This window comes from Rhodococcus sp. DN22 (assembly GCF_036669995.1).
Taxonomy (GTDB): Bacteria; Actinomycetota; Actinomycetes; order Mycobacteriales; family Mycobacteriaceae; genus Rhodococcus_F; species Rhodococcus_F erythropolis.
The window spans coordinates 1,063,616-1,078,334 of the sequence record NZ_CP133326.1 but is presented as its reverse complement, the minus strand read 5'-3'; the positions used below and the strand labels follow the sequence as shown (position 1 = coordinate 1,078,334).

The window sequence follows — 14,719 nt, the reverse complement described above, 5'->3', positions numbered from 1 at the left end:
TGTTTTCGGACACCTGTCCACCAAGGAAAGGACACCCGTGAAACTCCATAAACCAGGCGTTCTGACGCTCACCGCAACCGCCGCAATCGGCGCACTTCTGATCACGTCGTGCAGTAGCCCGACTGGCACCGACTCCTCGGGCAACAACGACGGCCTGGTCTTGGCCGACGGCTACGAACTGGGCGGCTACAACCCGGTCGCAGGGTTCGGCGCTGCCGGTGAGGCCAAGATGTACGACGGTCTCGTCCGGCTCACCGGAGGCACCGGTATGCCGGGATTCGAGCCGTCTCTGGCCGCGGAGATGCCCACGGCCAACGCCGACGCGACAGTCTGGACGGTCAAACTCCGCGACGGGGTCACCTTCTCCGACGGGTCGACCTTCGACGCCGCCGACGTGGTTGCCACGTACAAGGCGATCCTCGATCCCGCTTCCGCCTCCGAAGCGCGGTCGTCGTACGACATGATCAGCGACGTCGTGGCCGTCGACGACAGCACAGTCGAGTTCCGCCTCGCCTACTCGTATGCCCCGCTGCTGACGAAGATGCTGATCGGCATGGTTCCATCGGAATCCCTCGTGACACCCGGGCTTGCCGCCGAATCGCCGTTGAACACCGCACCGGTTGGTACGGGTCCGTACACACTCGTCGACCTCTCACCGGATCGAGCGGTCTTCGAGGCGAACGAGAACTACTGGGACGGTGCGCCGGAGATCAAGAAGCTGACTCTCCTCTACGTTCCTGACGACAACACCCGCGCCCAACGTATGGTGTCCGGCGAGATCGACGGAACCAATCTCCCTCCACTGCTTGCCAATACGTTCTCAGGCAAGGACAACATGTCCGTGACGGCTCATCAGTCAGCAGACTGGCGCGGGCTCTCACTCCCGACGAACAATCCCGTGGCAGGCGACAAAGCCGTGCGGATGGCGCTCAACCTCGCCGCCGATCGCCAGTCGATGATCGACAACGTCCTGGGCGGACACGGCCGCGTCGCCGCCACTCCGATCCCCGAGGTCTACGGCGATTCGTACAACCCGAACGCAACCTTCGCCTACGACCCGACCCAGGCCGAGCGAATACTCACCGAAGCGGGCTGGATCGAAGGTGCCGACGGAATCCGTTCGAAAGACGGTCAGCGGGCGCAGTTCACGATCATGTACAACTCCGTCGACACCGTTCGACGCGATCTCGCTCAGGCATTTGCCTCCGACGCTCTCGCTGTCGGCATCGAGGTGGACCTCGAAGCACTCTCCTGGGACCGCATAGACCCTCGAATCAACCAGGATTCGACGCTTCTCGGTGGCGGCGACGAACCTTTCGACCCCGACACACAGGCGTACGACGCGCTGAACTCGAAGTACATCGCGCCCGGGGTCGGCAGCATCTACGACAACGCCAGTGACTACTCCAATCCAGCAGTCGACGCAGGCTTGGAAGTAGGACGCCGCAGCCTGGATCAGGCAACGCGTGATGCCGCGTATCGCGACGTACAGCAGGCGTACGTCGAAGATCCCGGGTTTGTCATCCTCGTGTTCCTCGACCATACGTACGTGTCGAAGGATTCCGACTGGCAGATGTCCGGACCGGTACTCGAACCACACTCACACGGTGTGACCTGGGGTCCATGGTGGTCACTGCAGACGTGGGCCCGAGGGCAATGACAGCGGTCGACGTTCGGCCAGACGCGGGGCCGACACGGGGTCACCGTGACAACTCCCGCCGAAAGGCCATCCTCACGATGGTCGGTCGGCGGGTGTTGTTCATCGTGCCGGTCATCGCCGTGGTGTCCGCGGGACTCTTTGCCGCCGCCGCGATCTCACCGTTCGATCCACTGGTCGGCTACCTCGGCACGCGATACATGACGACAAGCGACGCAGACAAAGCGTTGATCGCCGATCAGATGGGTTTCGACAACCCCTGGTACAGCACGTACTGGAATTGGCTCCAGGGTGTGTTCACCGGCGATCTCGGGATCTCCAGATCGTTCAATCAGCCTGTTTCCCAAGTCATCTTCGAACGTCTGCCATGGACCTTGCTGCTGGTCGGGATCTCACTCCTCATCGCGATTCTCGCCTCGCTGACACTCGGTGTTCTCGCCGGAATCCGCAGTGGAGGATTCCTGGACAAGACCGTGTCCGGGCTGAGCGTCGTGGTCCAAGGACTTCCGCCGTTTGTCTTGTCGCTGGGTGCCATCGCGCTCTTCGCGTTGACTCTCGGCTGGCTCCCGGTCGCCGGACTGACCGACGGGGGCGCCGATCCCACACCGGGACAGGTGATCCGGCACTTGGTCCTACCGGTGACGGTGCTCGCCATTTCGCAAATGCCGTGGCTCCTACTTGCCGTCCGAGAGTCCGTCGTGGGTTCGAAAAGTGAGGGATTTGTCGCCGGCGCGGTAGCACGCGGTATCCCGACGCCGACCATCACGAAGCGCCACATACTGCCCACATCACTGGCACCTTTCGTCAACATCGTCGGCGTGCGGTTGCCCGAGCTGATAGTCGGGGCAGTGCTGGTGGAAGAGGTGTTCAGTTGGCCGGGGATCGCCGGCGCCATCGTGTCGTCTGCGCGAGACCTAGACATGGCACTGCTCGCGTTCCTCACCGTCGGTACGACATTGACGGTCATGCTCGGCTCACTGCTTGCCGACGTGCTGGTTGCAGTGCTCGACCCGAGAGTAGGTACCGATGGCTGAACGACGCTTCAAGATCGCCCTCGGCGTGCTGATCCTTGTTGCGCTGTACGCGGCGTTGGTCCCATGGTTGGCCGACGTCGACGACCGAGTCACAGACTTCTCGGCGGCTCGCCTGGCTCCGTCGTTCGATCACCCGTTCGGAACCGACTCGGCGGGCCGAGATCTATTCGTGCGCATAGCTGCAGGCATCAGAACCTCACTTCTGATCGCGCTCGCCTGCGCGCTGCTCGCCACGGTGATCGGCGTCGCCGTCGGCACTACGGCCGGACTGGTCGGCGGCTGGGTGGACAGGTTCGTCATGCGCGGCACCGATGCCGTCAACGCACTCCCCCACCTGTTGCTCGGCATCGTCATCGTCGCGATGTTCCGTGGAAGCATTGCCGCCATCGTGCTTTCGATCGCACTGACCCACTGGACCCAAGTGGCCCGGATCATCCGCTCAGAGATCTTGAGTCTGCGCGAGCGTCCCTACATCGACGCCGCCATTCTCGCGGGAGCAAGTCGACGTCACGTGATCATGCGCCACCTCGTGCCGGCGACCGCGCCACAGGCCTTGATCGCAGTCGTTCTCCTGCTGCCCCATGCCGTCTGGCACGAATCAACATTGTCCTTCCTGGGTTTCGGTCTTCCCCCGCACAAACCCAGTCTCGGGACGCTCCTTGAAGAGGCACGCAGTTCTCTACTCCTCGGCGGTTGGTGGACGCTTGCATTCCCCGCCGCAGTCCTCGTGATCGCCACCGTCGCTGTTGCAGTTGCCGGTTCGGCCCTGCGGTCGATGCTCACGCCCCCTCGACCTTCGGAGCTACGACTGTGAAACGCGGCCTACGCATCAAATCCCTCACCGTCAGGATCCCTTTGCCCGGAGGATCCGTAGTCCACGCTGCGAGCGACATCGACCTCGACGTTCCAGCCGGCACGGTGACCGCACTTGTCGGGGAATCCGGGTGTGGCAAGTCGATCATCGCCACCTCGGTCATGAACATGTTGCCGCCGAATGCTTCTCGAACCGGAACGGTCACCGTCGATACAGCGGACCTCGAGATCGACGTCTTCTCCGGCACCGCGTTCCGTGGGCGGCACGTGGCTCTCGTTCCACAATCCGCCGCAACACATCTCACCCCCGTCCGGACTGCGCGATCGCAGCTACAGGAGACGATCGACGCACTCGGCAGCGATCACACTTGCGACGCCTTGGCACTTCGCGTCGGACTCGAACCGTCGGCCCTGGACTGTTACCCGCACGAACTGTCGGGCGGCATGGCGCAACGCGTTGCCATTGCCGGTGCGCTGGCCGGGAATCCATCGGTGATCGTCGCAGACGAACCCACCGCCAACCTCGACCGCGAACTCACCGACCACGTCATGGGATTACTTCGAGAGTGCGCTGACTCCGGGGCGGCTGTCCTGCTCATCACCCATGACCTTGCATCACTCACCCGCAGCGATGTCGCGGATCGACTTGCCGTCATGTACGCATCACGCATCATGGAAACCGGTCCGGCGGCTCTGGTGTTCCACGATCCGCTTCACGACTACACCCGAGACCTGCTCGGCGCCTTGCCATCCCGAGGCTTGAATCCCATGCCCGGATCACCACCGCAACTCACCGATCTCCCCGATGACTGCGTCTATCACCTACGACGCCCGGAGTCGAAACAATCCGGTGGCCCGACCGAACTGGTCACACTGGGTGACCGCACGTACCGAACGCTTCGGAAGGTGGGCTGACATGAGTTTGCAAGCTCTGGGAATCACCAGCGGTTACCATCGCAACCGGCCAGTTCTCGAGAACGTCTCGCTCGAAATTCCGCCGGGAAGGCTGATCGGCCTGACCGGGCCTTCGGGCACCGGAAAAACAACACTTGCAAGGATTCTCGCCTCGTTGAATGCACCGTGGTCAGGCGAGGTGCGAATCGACGGATCACCCGTCGTGGGTACCAAATTCTCGGTATCCGCGGCACTGCGCGGGACGGTGTCCATGCTGTTTCAGTCACCTCGCGCATCAACCGACCCTCGGCAGACGCTCGCCTCGATCATCGGTCAACCCGGCGATATTGCCGGTAGGACAATCGATGTGGTCGCACTGGCAGCAGAAGTGGGCCTCACTCCCGATCTCTTGTCCCGTAGACCCCACCAGGTGAGCGACGGCCAACTGCAGCGCGCCTGTCTAGCGAGATCGCTGGCGCAACAACCGAAATACCTCATCTGTGACGAGGCGACGGCGATGCTCGACGCCGCCACGACGGCCGCGCTCATTCGGTTGATCGAGAGTCGCGCCACCGAAACCGGCGTCGGCGTATTACTCATCAGCCATGATCGCGAATTGCTCGGCGCCTGCTGCGACGTGGTCCACGACCTCGACGGCATTCGCGCTTAGAGCGTGTTGCCAATCCTGATCCGGTAGTTCACGGCGAGTGTTTATGCGTTTTGCGTGATGCGATTTCGGATGAGGCGTGGGAGGTGATCGGTCCGTTGCTCCCGAAGGTGAAGGCGACCGGTCAACCGCCCGTAGATCGGCGCACGGTGTTCGAACCGACTGCGTGGCGGTTCCGGACGGGAGCGCGCTCCACCGACTCTCCTGCAACACTCGCAACTCTGCCTGGGATCTTCCTTGCCGCCTGCACCAACGAGGCGCTTACTGATCAAACGGCGCCGTGAACGACACTGGTTTGCCGGTGGCGCGCGCGTACGCGATCTCTCGGCGCGTGGACTCGCCAATGTATCCGCGTGGGTTGACGACCAGCACCCGATCAGCCAGGTCGATCTTGCGCAGGTGAAGCGCGTCGAGCAGCGTTTTCTGCTCGACAGAGATCGCCTCGTCTACTTCACCCGGCGCGACGACGATCACGCCTGCGAACGTCAGGTCGCGGTTCGCCTCCCGCATCTCTTCAGCGAATCGCACAGAGCCGCAAATACAGACAATCTCAGGTCGATCAGGCACGCTTCATTCTCTCATCGACCCGAGAACGCACGGCCATACCAGTCTCATCTGCCACCTCGAGCAACACACCCCAGCCCAACAAAATTGACCCTTGACTCGAACGCGTGTTCGAGTATTGTTTTGGGTGGGGATCGGGGGATTCAATGAGCGTCTATCTGTCGGACGTGGTTTCGGGTTCTGCGGTGGGGTTGCGCGGACGCCTGTGGCAGCTGTCTGCTTCTGAGTTGCGTGCTGCCGCTATCGAGGCGAGCGCGGAGATTCTTCGTCTCGAGGCGGTGCGGGTGGCGGTGGTGGACGAGTTGTCGATGCGGCCGGATGATCAGGTGATTGCCAGCCGCGGGGTGGGTTGCTGGTTGGCGGCAAACACGATGCTGCAAATCCGGGACGGGAAGAAGATCGCCGCCCTCGGTGCAGCGCTACGCCCGTTTCCGGCAGTGGCGGCCCGATTCGATGACGGGGACTGCTCGTTCGATCATGCCGTGTTGATCGTGGCGTTCTGCGAATCACCACCGAAGGGGATGCCGGAGGAAGCGCTCCCTCGCTGTATCGACTTGTTGCTGGCTGCCGCTTCCGGAGTGGAGGCCACGACCACGAAAGTGCGAAACGTCATCGCGACCTTGGAGCGCATTTTCGAATCGGATGAGATTCCACCCGCCGAAGATGTGGATCGGAACGAGTTGCGGATCGCGTCGACGTTGAATGGTCGGGTGGTGGTGCGCGGTGATTTCGATGCTCTCACCGGGGAAATGTTGTTGTCGGCGTTGTCGAATCTGACGATGCCGACCCCGGCACCGGATGGAACTCCGGATTCTCGGTCGGCGGCGAAGCGGACGGCGGATGGGTTCACCGAACTGATTCGCCGCTATCTGGACTGCGCGAAGACCGGTACGGATGGTGGTCAGCGTCCGCATGTGAACGTGCACATCAACGCCCGCGACCTCGCTGAGCATCGGGACTGCGCAGCCGCACCCGCTACTTCTGGTAGTGGAGTGGCTGTGTCGGATCTTGATGTCGGGCACATGCCCTGGCTGGGGCCACTGTCCGTCTCGCAGACCAGACTCCTCGGCTGCGACTGCTTCCTGTCCACCGTACTGCTCGAAGACCACGGCGCACCGCTCGATGCGAAACCCGGGAAACGGTTGGTCACCGCGGAGCAGCGAGTGGCGTTGATCGCGAGAGACAAGGGCTGCGCCTTCCCGGGCTGCACATGTGTGCCCGCGTGGACCGATGCACACCACATCCGGCACTGGGCCAACGGCGGGCCGACCGTGATGAACAACCTTGTCCTGTTGTGCCGTTCGCATCATCGGTTGATGCACCGGAAATCCGGATTCGTCGGGAAATGGGTAATCCGCATCGGCGTCGACAACAAACCCTGGTTCATCCCACCACCCTCGATAGACCCGCAGCAGCACCCGCGGCCGGCGAACACCACCTTCAAAACCTGAGGACGAACCTCAGACATACAACTTCACGCCAGGTCCGCATCGGGGGGAGCACCTCCGATGCGGACCTGGCGTGCGTTCATGTTGGTCAGCCCCCAACCGTCAAGTCGTAGAGGGTTACTCCGTCCACCGTTGTGGCGGTGAAGTTTTCGGTCACCCACGTCGAGATGGCGGTAGCGGTGCCTTCGGCGTTCATACCGCCACCCATCCCACCGCCGGCGATGAAGAAGTGAATCTTGCCCTCTGACACGTACTGCTGGAACTGCGCGAGTGTCGGGGACGGATCACTCCCGTTGAACCCTCCGATAGCCATGACCGGTGACTGCGTCGCAAGCTGATAGCCCGAGGCGCTGTTCGACCCGATTGCCGCGGCTACCCACGTGAACTGGTCGGAGTTCTCTTCGAGGGTGGACACGACCGCGGCTCCCGGTGTGCTGCCCTGAAGCAAACCACCGGCTGCGCCGCCGCCCATTGCACCCCGCGTTCCGTCGGTGGTCGATGTGGTGGTACCCGGAGCTGTTGCACCACCGGGCATCTGTCCCATTCCGGCAGGGGGCGTTCCCGGCGTTCCGGTGCCAGCCCCGTCAGTCCGACGGTTACCGCCGTCAGCCATGCCGCCAAATCCTCCGAATCCTCCGCGGCCACCGCCGGGCCCGCCCATTCCACCTTCGACGCTCGGTCCGGCCGAAACTATGGAACCGGTATGCGGAGTGTTGATCGTGTCGATCGCGTACGCAGTCGGACCCGCCAGACCGGTGAAGATCGCCGCGAGAATCACTGCCACAGCCAATCGACCTCGCGTCGCTGCCGGAATCAGCACTGCCACGGCAGTGACGATGCCGACGACCAGAATCGCCCAGCGAAGCCACGGTACGAACGAAGGCGAGCGTCCGAGCAGTACCCACGCCATCGCGACGGTTGCCGCCAACGACACTGCCAGAACGAGGCGAACCCAGAGGACGTCACGATGACGCCAAGCGAATACGGATCCTGAACCGATCAGTGCGGCGATCGCCGGCGCCAGCGCAACGGTGTAGTAAGCGTGGAAGATTCCCGCCATGAAACTGAAGGTCAGTCCGGTCACCAACAGCCACAGTCCCCAGACGATGAATGAAGCGCGCTGTGTGTCATCGCGGGGAGCCCTGCCTCGCAGCACGATTCCGGCCACCAGAAGTATCAGTGCGGCAGGAATCAACCAGGCGATCTGTCCGCCCTGGGCAGATTCGAACAGTCGGGTAATGCCGGTACTCCCCCACATACCGCCACCGGCGCCACCACCTGGTGCCATGCCTCCCGCTGCCATACCGCCTGCGGCCTCGCCCATTCCGGGGAAGCCTCCCGCAGCAGCACCGGCCGCAGCATCACCAGCACCGCGCATTCCGCCGCCGCCGACGCTTCCGGTCTCGTTGCCGCTCAAGCGTCCGAGCCCGTTGTAGCCGAGCGTCAGTTCGAGAATCGAATTGTTCTGCGAACCACCGATCCACGGACGTGAGTCGGCCGGCCACAGTTCGACGATTGCCAACCACCATCCGGCGGAGACGATCAGTCCGCCCAGTGCCGCGAACAGTTGGAGTACGCGCTTACCCAGTTTCGGCGGTCCGGCGATCAGATAGGTGAGCGCCAGCGGTGGAACTACCAACATGACCTGTAATTGCTTTGTCAGGAAACCGAATCCGCAGAAGATACCGACCAACACCAGCCAGCGGGTGCGACCGTCCTGCACGGCGCGCATCATCGCCCACACTGCTGCGATCATCAGGAGCACCAGCAGGGCATCCGGGTTGTTGAACCGGAACATCAGCGCCGCTACGGGTGTAAGCGCAAGTACCAAGCCGGCGAGGAGGCCGGCGGCCGCACCGAAATACCGTCGAACCGTTCCCCACAACAGCGCAACCGATCCGACCCCGAGGAGTGCCTGCGGCACCAACATCGCCCAGGAATTGAGTCCGAAGATGCGAACCGACAGCGACATCAACCACAGGGACATCGGTGGCTTGTCGACGGTGATCGAGTTGGCAGCATCCGAGGAACCGAAGAAGAAGGCCTTCCACGACACCGAACCTGCCTGGACCGCAGCAGCATAGAACGAGTTGGCCCATCCGGACGCGCCCAGGCCCCAGATGTAGGCGACTCCGGTACCCACCAACAACACTCCGAGCGCCCACGGTTCCCAGCGCACCTGACGCTGCGGTTCCGGCGCCGGCAGCGGCGCGGCGAGTGTCTCTGCAGTGGCGGTCATCGATTGGCTCCTACGGATTGTGCAGTGCGAAACACCCAGCGCAGCGCGACGAATCGGCTCACTGTGGCAACAAGATTGGCAATGACGAGTACGGCAAGCTCCACGTGCTTGGACGCGTCGGGCGCCATGACGTCGAGAACGAACAACGATCCGCTGGTGAGCAGTAGACCGAACCCGAACACGAGCAGGCCCTGCATCTGGTGACGGGCGGATCCTTCCGACCCGCGGATCCCGAAGGTGAAGGCTCGATTGGCGGCGGTGTTGAATACCGCGGTCACCAGCAATGCGACGGCGTTGGCCCACTGCGCCCCCATTACCGAGTGCAGTGCGAGGTAGAGCAGTGCGTACGCGAGTGTCGAAATGACTCCCACCACGGCAAAGCGCGAGAGCTGCCCGACCATTCCTCGAGGGACTCCGGGAACCAGTGGTTCACGTCCGAAACTCGCCCTGAGCTCGGCCAAGGGAAGGGAACCGGTCGACAGTGCTCGCCCGACGCGGACCACACCTTTGAGGTCGGCAACTGCGGTGGCAATGATGTCCACCCGACTGTCCGGATCGTCCACCCAGTCGACGGGGACCTCGTGAATCCGCATGCCCGCTCGCTCGGCCAGCACGAGCAATTCGGTATCGAAGAACCACCCGGTGTCCTCCACCAGCGGAAGTAGTTGCCGCGCAACATCGACTCGCATGGCTTTGAATCCGCACTGAGCGTCGGAGAAGCGAGCATGCAGTGCGCTTCGGAGGATGAGGTTGTAGCTACGTGAGATGAACTCGCGTTTGGGGCCGCGTACCACGCGCGACGAACGTGCCAACCGGGAACCGATGGCGATGTCCGAGTGGCCGGAGAGCAGCGGAGCAATCAACGGCATCAGGGCATTGAGATCGGTGGAGAGATCGACGTCCATGTACGCGACCACGTCGGCATCGGAGTCGCTCCACACCTGCCGCAGTGCTCGACCACGGCCCTTCGCATCCAGGTGGACGACCCGGACGTCGTCGAATTCTTCGGCGAGGGAACGCGCGAGCGCCAACGTGCCGTCGACACTGGCGTTGTCCGCGATGGTAATTCGTGCAGAGAATGGCACCTGTGTGCGTAAATGCCGGCGCAGGCGCCGCACGCACGTCTCGAGGCCTGCCTCTTCGTTGTATACCGGGACGACCACGTCCAGCACTACAGTCGTCGCGGAAAGCTCCCCTGCGTCCGTGCTGCCCGCGGTCTGCATGGCTTCTGTCGTCATGCGTCCTAGATTTGTCGGGCCGGCTCCGACGAACCTGCGTCCAGCCTGGGAGTTTCCTGGCAACCGGACGCGGGCTAATCTCGGGGTATGCCTTCAGTCTTCAGCGCCATCATCAACGGAGATCTACCAGGACGTTTCGTGTGGGAGGACGACGACGTTGTCGCGTTCCTGACCATTGCGCCGGTAACGCAGGGCCACGTACTCGTGGTACCGCGAGCCGAGGTCGATCAGTGGCAGGACGTGGATCCTGAACTCTTTGCCAAGGTCACCGCGGTTGCCCGCACCCTGGGTCAGGCTGTGCGGAAGGCGTTCGACGCGCCTCGGGCGGGTCTCCTCATCGCAGGTCTGGAAGTTCCGCATCTTCACGTTCACGTCTTCCCCGCATACGACATGGGGAACTTCGACATCAGTGGCGCCGATACTTCGCCGTCACCCGAATCTCTCGACGAGGCGCAGACCAAACTCAAGTCGGCGCTACGCGACCTCGGCTTCGAGGCAACTGTCTCGACTCGTTGATCCCGTACCTTCGACCGAATTTCGCTGGCCGATAACTGGACTCCCCGCCGCAGCCTCCAACGGAGGTTGCGGCGGTCGCATTTGTCACTCCTACCGACCGTGACCTGCGATTGCACACCGAACAGTCCGTTTCGCGCTGTCGCGCGAGCACGAGATTCGCTGCTACCGTGGGGCGCTGGTCCGGGACCTAGGGCCCTAAAACTGGTTCACGTGTTAACAGTCGGAGGACAAGGGAGCAATGCAGGAACGTGCCAAGATCAGTCGCCGACAGATTCTTCAAGGCGCTGCTGATCGGTTCGAAGTCACGGGGTACGGCAGCACGAGCATGAATGACATCGTGTCCGCGGCGCAGATGACCAAGGGCGCGGTCTATTTCCACTTCTCGTCCAAAGACGAATTGGCTCAGGCGGTCATCGAAGAACAGCACCAGATGTCGATCACTGCCTTCACCGCAGTTGCAGCCACGGGCGCACCGGCACTGGAGCAGCTCGTCATGGTGTGCCACGAGATGGGTCGCCAACTCGTCGCGGACCCGATTGTTCGTGCGGGAGTCCGACTTACCCTCGAATTGGCCTCTGCCGACGGTTCGCAAGGCCCGTACGTCGTGTGGATCCGCGAGCTTCGAAAACTGGCCGAGGCCGCGAAGCTCGAAGGCGACATCCGCGACGACGTGGAGCCGGAATCGGTGGGTCGCGTGGCGATCTCGGCATTCACCGGCGTTCAACTGGTTTCGAACGTGCTCACCAGACGAAGCGATTTGAACGACCGTATCGACGAATTGTTCACCATCCTGTTGGCAGGCGTGGTCTCGGACAAGCGTCGGACCGACGTCGCCGAACTGGTCGGACGTCGCCTCGAAACTTATGCGTCCTGACCCCCGGAACACCCCTGCCCCCGGAACACCCTGACAATCGGTTGATTCGGCGTATCAGCACCGAACCGTGCGCCAACCTTCGTCGATTCGTACAAGACCCCCCGTCGTCGACTCACTATCGTCAGATCCACGAATAACCCAGATATACGGATACCGACGAAAGGGCTTCTCGAATGACCGAAACCGCCACGTACGTTGAGAGCGCACAGCAGGAGATCGCTGCTGTTCTCGCCGAAGCGAAGACCGATGCGTTCGTCCACGCACGCGACATCGATTCCGGCGAAGAGTTCGGCTACGGCGCTGACGAAGGTGTCATCCTCGCCTCCGTTTTCAAGATTCCTGTTGTACTGCAGTACGCCCGTGAAGTTGCGGCCGGCACCCTTGATCCGACCGAGCACGCCACGGTGACCGCCGAGTTCCGCTCCGGCGGCATCGGTATCGGCGGCTGCGCCGACGACGTCACCGCAAGCTGGCGAGATCTCGCTCTGCTCATGATGAGCTTCAGCGACAACGCCGCCACGGACTTCTTGTACGAACGCCTCGGACTCGACAACATCGTCGCAACGCTGCGCGGGCTCGGTTTGGAGAAGACCAACTTGGTCCGTGACTGCCGTGGTCTGTTCAAATCGGTCTACGACGACCTCGGTGTCGACAAGGGCACCTTGCTGGACATGCCGCCCATCGAAATTCTTCGGACAATTTCCGTCATGGATCCGGCCCGCTCCAACTCCAGCACTCCTCGTGAGATCACAATGTTGCTGGCTGCAATCTGGAGGGACGAAGCCGGCCCCGCATCGGCCTGTGAAGAAGTCCGAACCATCATGAGCAAGCAGGTCTGGCCGCATCGCCTTTCGTCCGGTTTCCCCGACGAGGTCACTGTCGCCGCCAAGACCGGAACGCTGGGATTGGTACGAAACGAAGCCGGCGTCGTGGCGTACCCGGACGGCAAGCGTTACGCCGTCGGTGTCTTCACCAAGTCCCACGAGCTCACCCACCGAGCCCCGAAGATCGACGCCTCCATCGGAACCGTCGGCCGCATCGCTGTCGAAGCACTTCGCAACAACAGCTGATCTGAACCCACTGACAAAGAATGCGGGTCGCGCTGAGAAATCAGTGCGACCCGCATTTTTCGGATTTCGAGCTAGCGTGGACCGCGCAGACGAAGATGCACCATCAACCGGAAGCGGACGTTGGGATCGTCCAGGTCCAACGCGGCCATACCCTTCAACTTGCTGAGACGATACCGAAAGGTGTTGGGGTGTACGTGCAATGACGCCGCGGCGTCACCGACGTCACCGAAGGCGTTGAGCCACGCATCGAGGGTGTCGACGAACGAGGTCGCATGAGCTGCGTCGTGGCTGGCGATCGCCTCGATGGGTCCGAGGTCCGAGAACCCTTCGGCTGCAGCTTCCGACGCGATCTCCAACAGGATGGCATCGACGTGGACGCTACTGAAGGTGGCGACGCTGCCCGACGCTCGTCCCGCCAACAACACTTCGAGGGCATGTTCGGCGTCGCGCTTCGATCGGCTCAGCTGCGCCGGTCTGGTCACGACCCGGCCGATCCCGATGATCGTGTCGCCGGACGCTCCGGTTCGGTCCAGGAAGTCCGAGGCCACACGGAACGCCTGTAGCTCGGCTTCTGCCGGGGAATGCCCTCGCACCGACAGCACCGCGTAGCCGGTTCCGTTGACCAGAGCAGCAGCCGACTGCGAATGGACCGCGCCCAGGTGCATGGCCAGAGCGTCGGTCAGCCGCACCACGTGGGCTGCGTCGTCCGGCTTCGACGATCCTTCGAAAGACCTGCGGCCCAATGCCATCACGAGTGCGGGACCGGTCCCGAGGCCGAGGCGATTCATCGCGTCGACCGCACTGGACCCACCGTCGAGAAGGGTTGCGATCAGGTCTGCGCGCAGTCGACGCTCGGCGTCGGCGCCGCCGCGCAACCGCAACATCTGCAGTGCAATCAACCCGGCCGAATCGCGCAGTGCACGCATCCGGTCCTCGGACATCGGCTCACCGGTTGCCACCCACATGGAGCCGAGGAACTCGTCGCCGGCTCTGATGGACACGGCGATACGACCCATTTTTGTACCGAGGGTCTCGGCCGAAACCCACACCGGATCATCGCTGCGATAGAGCCGGTCGAAGACTCCCGCTTCTTCGAGCACTCGAATGTACTGGTCAGGAACTTGGCGCTCCAGAACGGTCGCGATACGTGGACCGTCACCTTCTTCCTGACGTCCGGAGAAGGCGATGACCCGTGAGCTTCGGTCCTCGATCGTGATCGGCGCATCCAGAAGTGCGCTGACGGCGTTGGCGAAAGCGAACAGATCGCCGGCCGGTCCACCTCCGCGCGAGTGGATGTGCCCGACTTCGTTCCGTGCCGAGAGCACCGAATGAAGCAGGCTTGTGAGCTGAACCCACGAAACTCCACGCGCCAAGGTCAATACGACAACGCCGGAGGAGATGATGGATTCACGGTCGGCATCGCTGACCTCGGTGGTCACTCGCGCGACCACCACGCGTACTCCGCGCTCGGCCAGGCCGGCCACGGACTCCGCGATACGTTCGCCTCCGGTGATGCCGACGAGCAGCACCATGGAGTCCGGTGTCGAGGGTGAGTCGTCGTCGGGGTCGTGAATGACCACCGAGGCGATCTCCTGGACCGCCTCCGGGTCGCCGACAACCGGGTTCAGCACCGTAGTTCCCACGTCTTCGAGAAGCCGCACCAAACTGATGCGAGGTCGTACGGTGCCCACGTCTATCACTCCTT

13 protein-coding genes are annotated in these 14,719 nt (G+C 62.7%); 9 read left to right on the top strand and 4 right to left on the bottom strand.

Annotation, left to right across the window (positions count from 1 at the left end; translation table 11 throughout):
* The first annotated feature begins 37 nt into the window (after positions 1-37).
* The 5 genes from RA302_RS04895 to RA302_RS04875 are packed head-to-tail and all read left to right on the top strand — an operon-like array spanning position 38 to position 5,068.
* A complete protein-coding gene (locus RA302_RS04895; protein ID WP_084326897.1) occupies positions 38-1,660 on the top strand; it encodes an ABC transporter substrate-binding protein in 1,623 nt (540 codons plus the stop codon).
* On the top strand, positions 1,657-2,691 hold the full coding sequence (locus RA302_RS04890; RefSeq protein WP_020968536.1) for an ABC transporter permease: 1,035 nt from the start codon (positions 1,657-1,659) through the stop codon (positions 2,689-2,691). The genes RA302_RS04895 and RA302_RS04890 overlap by 4 nt, the downstream gene beginning before the upstream one ends.
* A complete protein-coding gene (locus tag RA302_RS04885; RefSeq protein WP_020906350.1) occupies positions 2,684-3,505 on the top strand; it encodes an ABC transporter permease in 822 nt (273 codons plus the stop codon). The genes RA302_RS04890 and RA302_RS04885 overlap by 8 nt, the downstream gene beginning before the upstream one ends.
* Positions 3,502-4,419, top strand: a complete 918-nt coding sequence (locus RA302_RS04880; protein ID WP_166501877.1) for an ABC transporter ATP-binding protein — start codon at positions 3,502-3,504, stop codon at positions 4,417-4,419. The genes RA302_RS04885 and RA302_RS04880 overlap by 4 nt, the downstream gene beginning before the upstream one ends.
* Position 4,420: 1 nt before the next feature.
* Positions 4,421-5,068: an ATP-binding cassette domain-containing protein gene (locus RA302_RS04875; protein ID WP_029537583.1), complete on the top strand. Its 648-nt coding sequence runs from the start codon at positions 4,421-4,423 to the stop codon at positions 5,066-5,068.
* Between the two features lie 258 nt (positions 5,069-5,326).
* Here the strand turns inward: RA302_RS04875 and RA302_RS04870 are convergent, their stop codons facing one another.
* On the bottom strand, positions 5,327-5,575 hold the full coding sequence (locus tag RA302_RS04870; RefSeq protein ID WP_225320279.1) for a hypothetical protein: 249 nt from the start codon (positions 5,573-5,575) through the stop codon (positions 5,327-5,329).
* A 200-nt stretch (positions 5,576-5,775) separates the two neighbouring features.
* Here RA302_RS04870 and RA302_RS04865 point away from each other — a divergent pair, with 200 nt between their 5' ends.
* Positions 5,776-7,080, top strand: coding sequence for an HNH endonuclease signature motif containing protein (locus tag RA302_RS04865; RefSeq protein ID WP_166501876.1), 1,305 nt, complete (start codon positions 5,776-5,778; stop codon positions 7,078-7,080).
* A gap of 85 nt (positions 7,081-7,165) precedes the next feature.
* On the opposite strand, the gene RA302_RS04860 is transcribed toward RA302_RS04865, so the two are convergent.
* Together RA302_RS04860 and RA302_RS04855 are read right to left on the bottom strand one after the other, a co-directional pair.
* Positions 7,166-9,316, bottom strand: a complete 2,151-nt coding sequence (locus RA302_RS04860) for a glycosyltransferase family 39 protein (protein WP_166501875.1) — start codon at positions 9,314-9,316, stop codon at positions 7,166-7,168.
* Positions 9,313-10,539, bottom strand: a complete 1,227-nt coding sequence (locus tag RA302_RS04855; protein ID WP_086935726.1) for a dolichyl-phosphate beta-glucosyltransferase — start codon at positions 10,537-10,539, stop codon at positions 9,313-9,315. Before RA302_RS04855 ends, RA302_RS04860 begins: the two co-directional genes overlap by 4 nt.
* Before the next feature lie 102 nt (positions 10,540-10,641).
* On the opposite strand from RA302_RS04855, the gene RA302_RS04850 reads away from it, so the two are divergent.
* The 3 genes from RA302_RS04850 to RA302_RS04840 all read left to right on the top strand — a co-directional run bounded on the left by RA302_RS04850 (position 10,642) and on the right by RA302_RS04840 (position 13,014).
* On the top strand, positions 10,642-11,070 hold the full coding sequence (locus tag RA302_RS04850; RefSeq protein ID WP_019747035.1) for an HIT family protein: 429 nt from the start codon (positions 10,642-10,644) through the stop codon (positions 11,068-11,070).
* 238 nt (positions 11,071-11,308) lie between these two features.
* Positions 11,309-11,944, top strand: a complete 636-nt coding sequence (locus RA302_RS04845; protein WP_019747034.1) for a ScbR family autoregulator-binding transcription factor — start codon at positions 11,309-11,311, stop codon at positions 11,942-11,944.
* Positions 11,945-12,117: 173 nt separating this feature from the next.
* The gene (locus RA302_RS04840) at positions 12,118-13,014 is read left to right on the top strand and encodes a serine hydrolase (protein WP_166501874.1); all 897 of its coding nucleotides are present in this window, start codon (positions 12,118-12,120) and stop codon (positions 13,012-13,014) included.
* A 71-nt stretch (positions 13,015-13,085) separates the two neighbouring features.
* Here RA302_RS04840 and RA302_RS04835 read toward each other — a convergent pair whose 3' ends face one another.
* Positions 13,086-14,705: a helix-turn-helix domain-containing protein gene (locus tag RA302_RS04835; RefSeq protein WP_166501873.1), complete on the bottom strand. Its 1,620-nt coding sequence runs from the start codon at positions 14,703-14,705 to the stop codon at positions 13,086-13,088.
* Positions 14,706-14,719 lie beyond the last annotated feature (14 nt).

Bases quoted from the DNA above. Each gene is read 5' to 3' on its own strand.
- RA302_RS04865 (WP_166501876.1), top strand. From the start codon at position 5,776: ATGAGCGTCTATCTGTCGGACGTGGTTTCGGGTTCTGCGGTGGGGTTG.
- RA302_RS04875 (WP_029537583.1), top strand. From the start codon at position 4,421: ATGAGTTTGCAAGCTCTGGGAATCACCAGCGGTTACCATCGCAACCGG.
- RA302_RS04870 (WP_225320279.1), bottom strand. From the start codon at position 5,575: ATGCGGGAGGCGAACCGCGACCTGACGTTCGCAGGCGTGATCGTCGTC.
- RA302_RS04890 (WP_020968536.1), top strand. From the start codon at position 1,657: ATGACAGCGGTCGACGTTCGGCCAGACGCGGGGCCGACACGGGGTCAC.
- RA302_RS04885 (WP_020906350.1), top strand. From the start codon at position 2,684: ATGGCTGAACGACGCTTCAAGATCGCCCTCGGCGTGCTGATCCTTGTT.
- RA302_RS04855 (WP_086935726.1), bottom strand. From the start codon at position 10,539: ATGCAGACCGCGGGCAGCACGGACGCAGGGGAGCTTTCCGCGACGACT.
- RA302_RS04840 (WP_166501874.1), top strand. From the start codon at position 12,118: ATGACCGAAACCGCCACGTACGTTGAGAGCGCACAGCAGGAGATCGCT.
- RA302_RS04850 (WP_019747035.1), top strand. From the start codon at position 10,642: ATGCCTTCAGTCTTCAGCGCCATCATCAACGGAGATCTACCAGGACGT.
- RA302_RS04845 (WP_019747034.1), top strand. From the start codon at position 11,309: ATGCAGGAACGTGCCAAGATCAGTCGCCGACAGATTCTTCAAGGCGCT.
- RA302_RS04860 (WP_166501875.1), bottom strand. From the start codon at position 9,316: ATGACCGCCACTGCAGAGACACTCGCCGCGCCGCTGCCGGCGCCGGAA.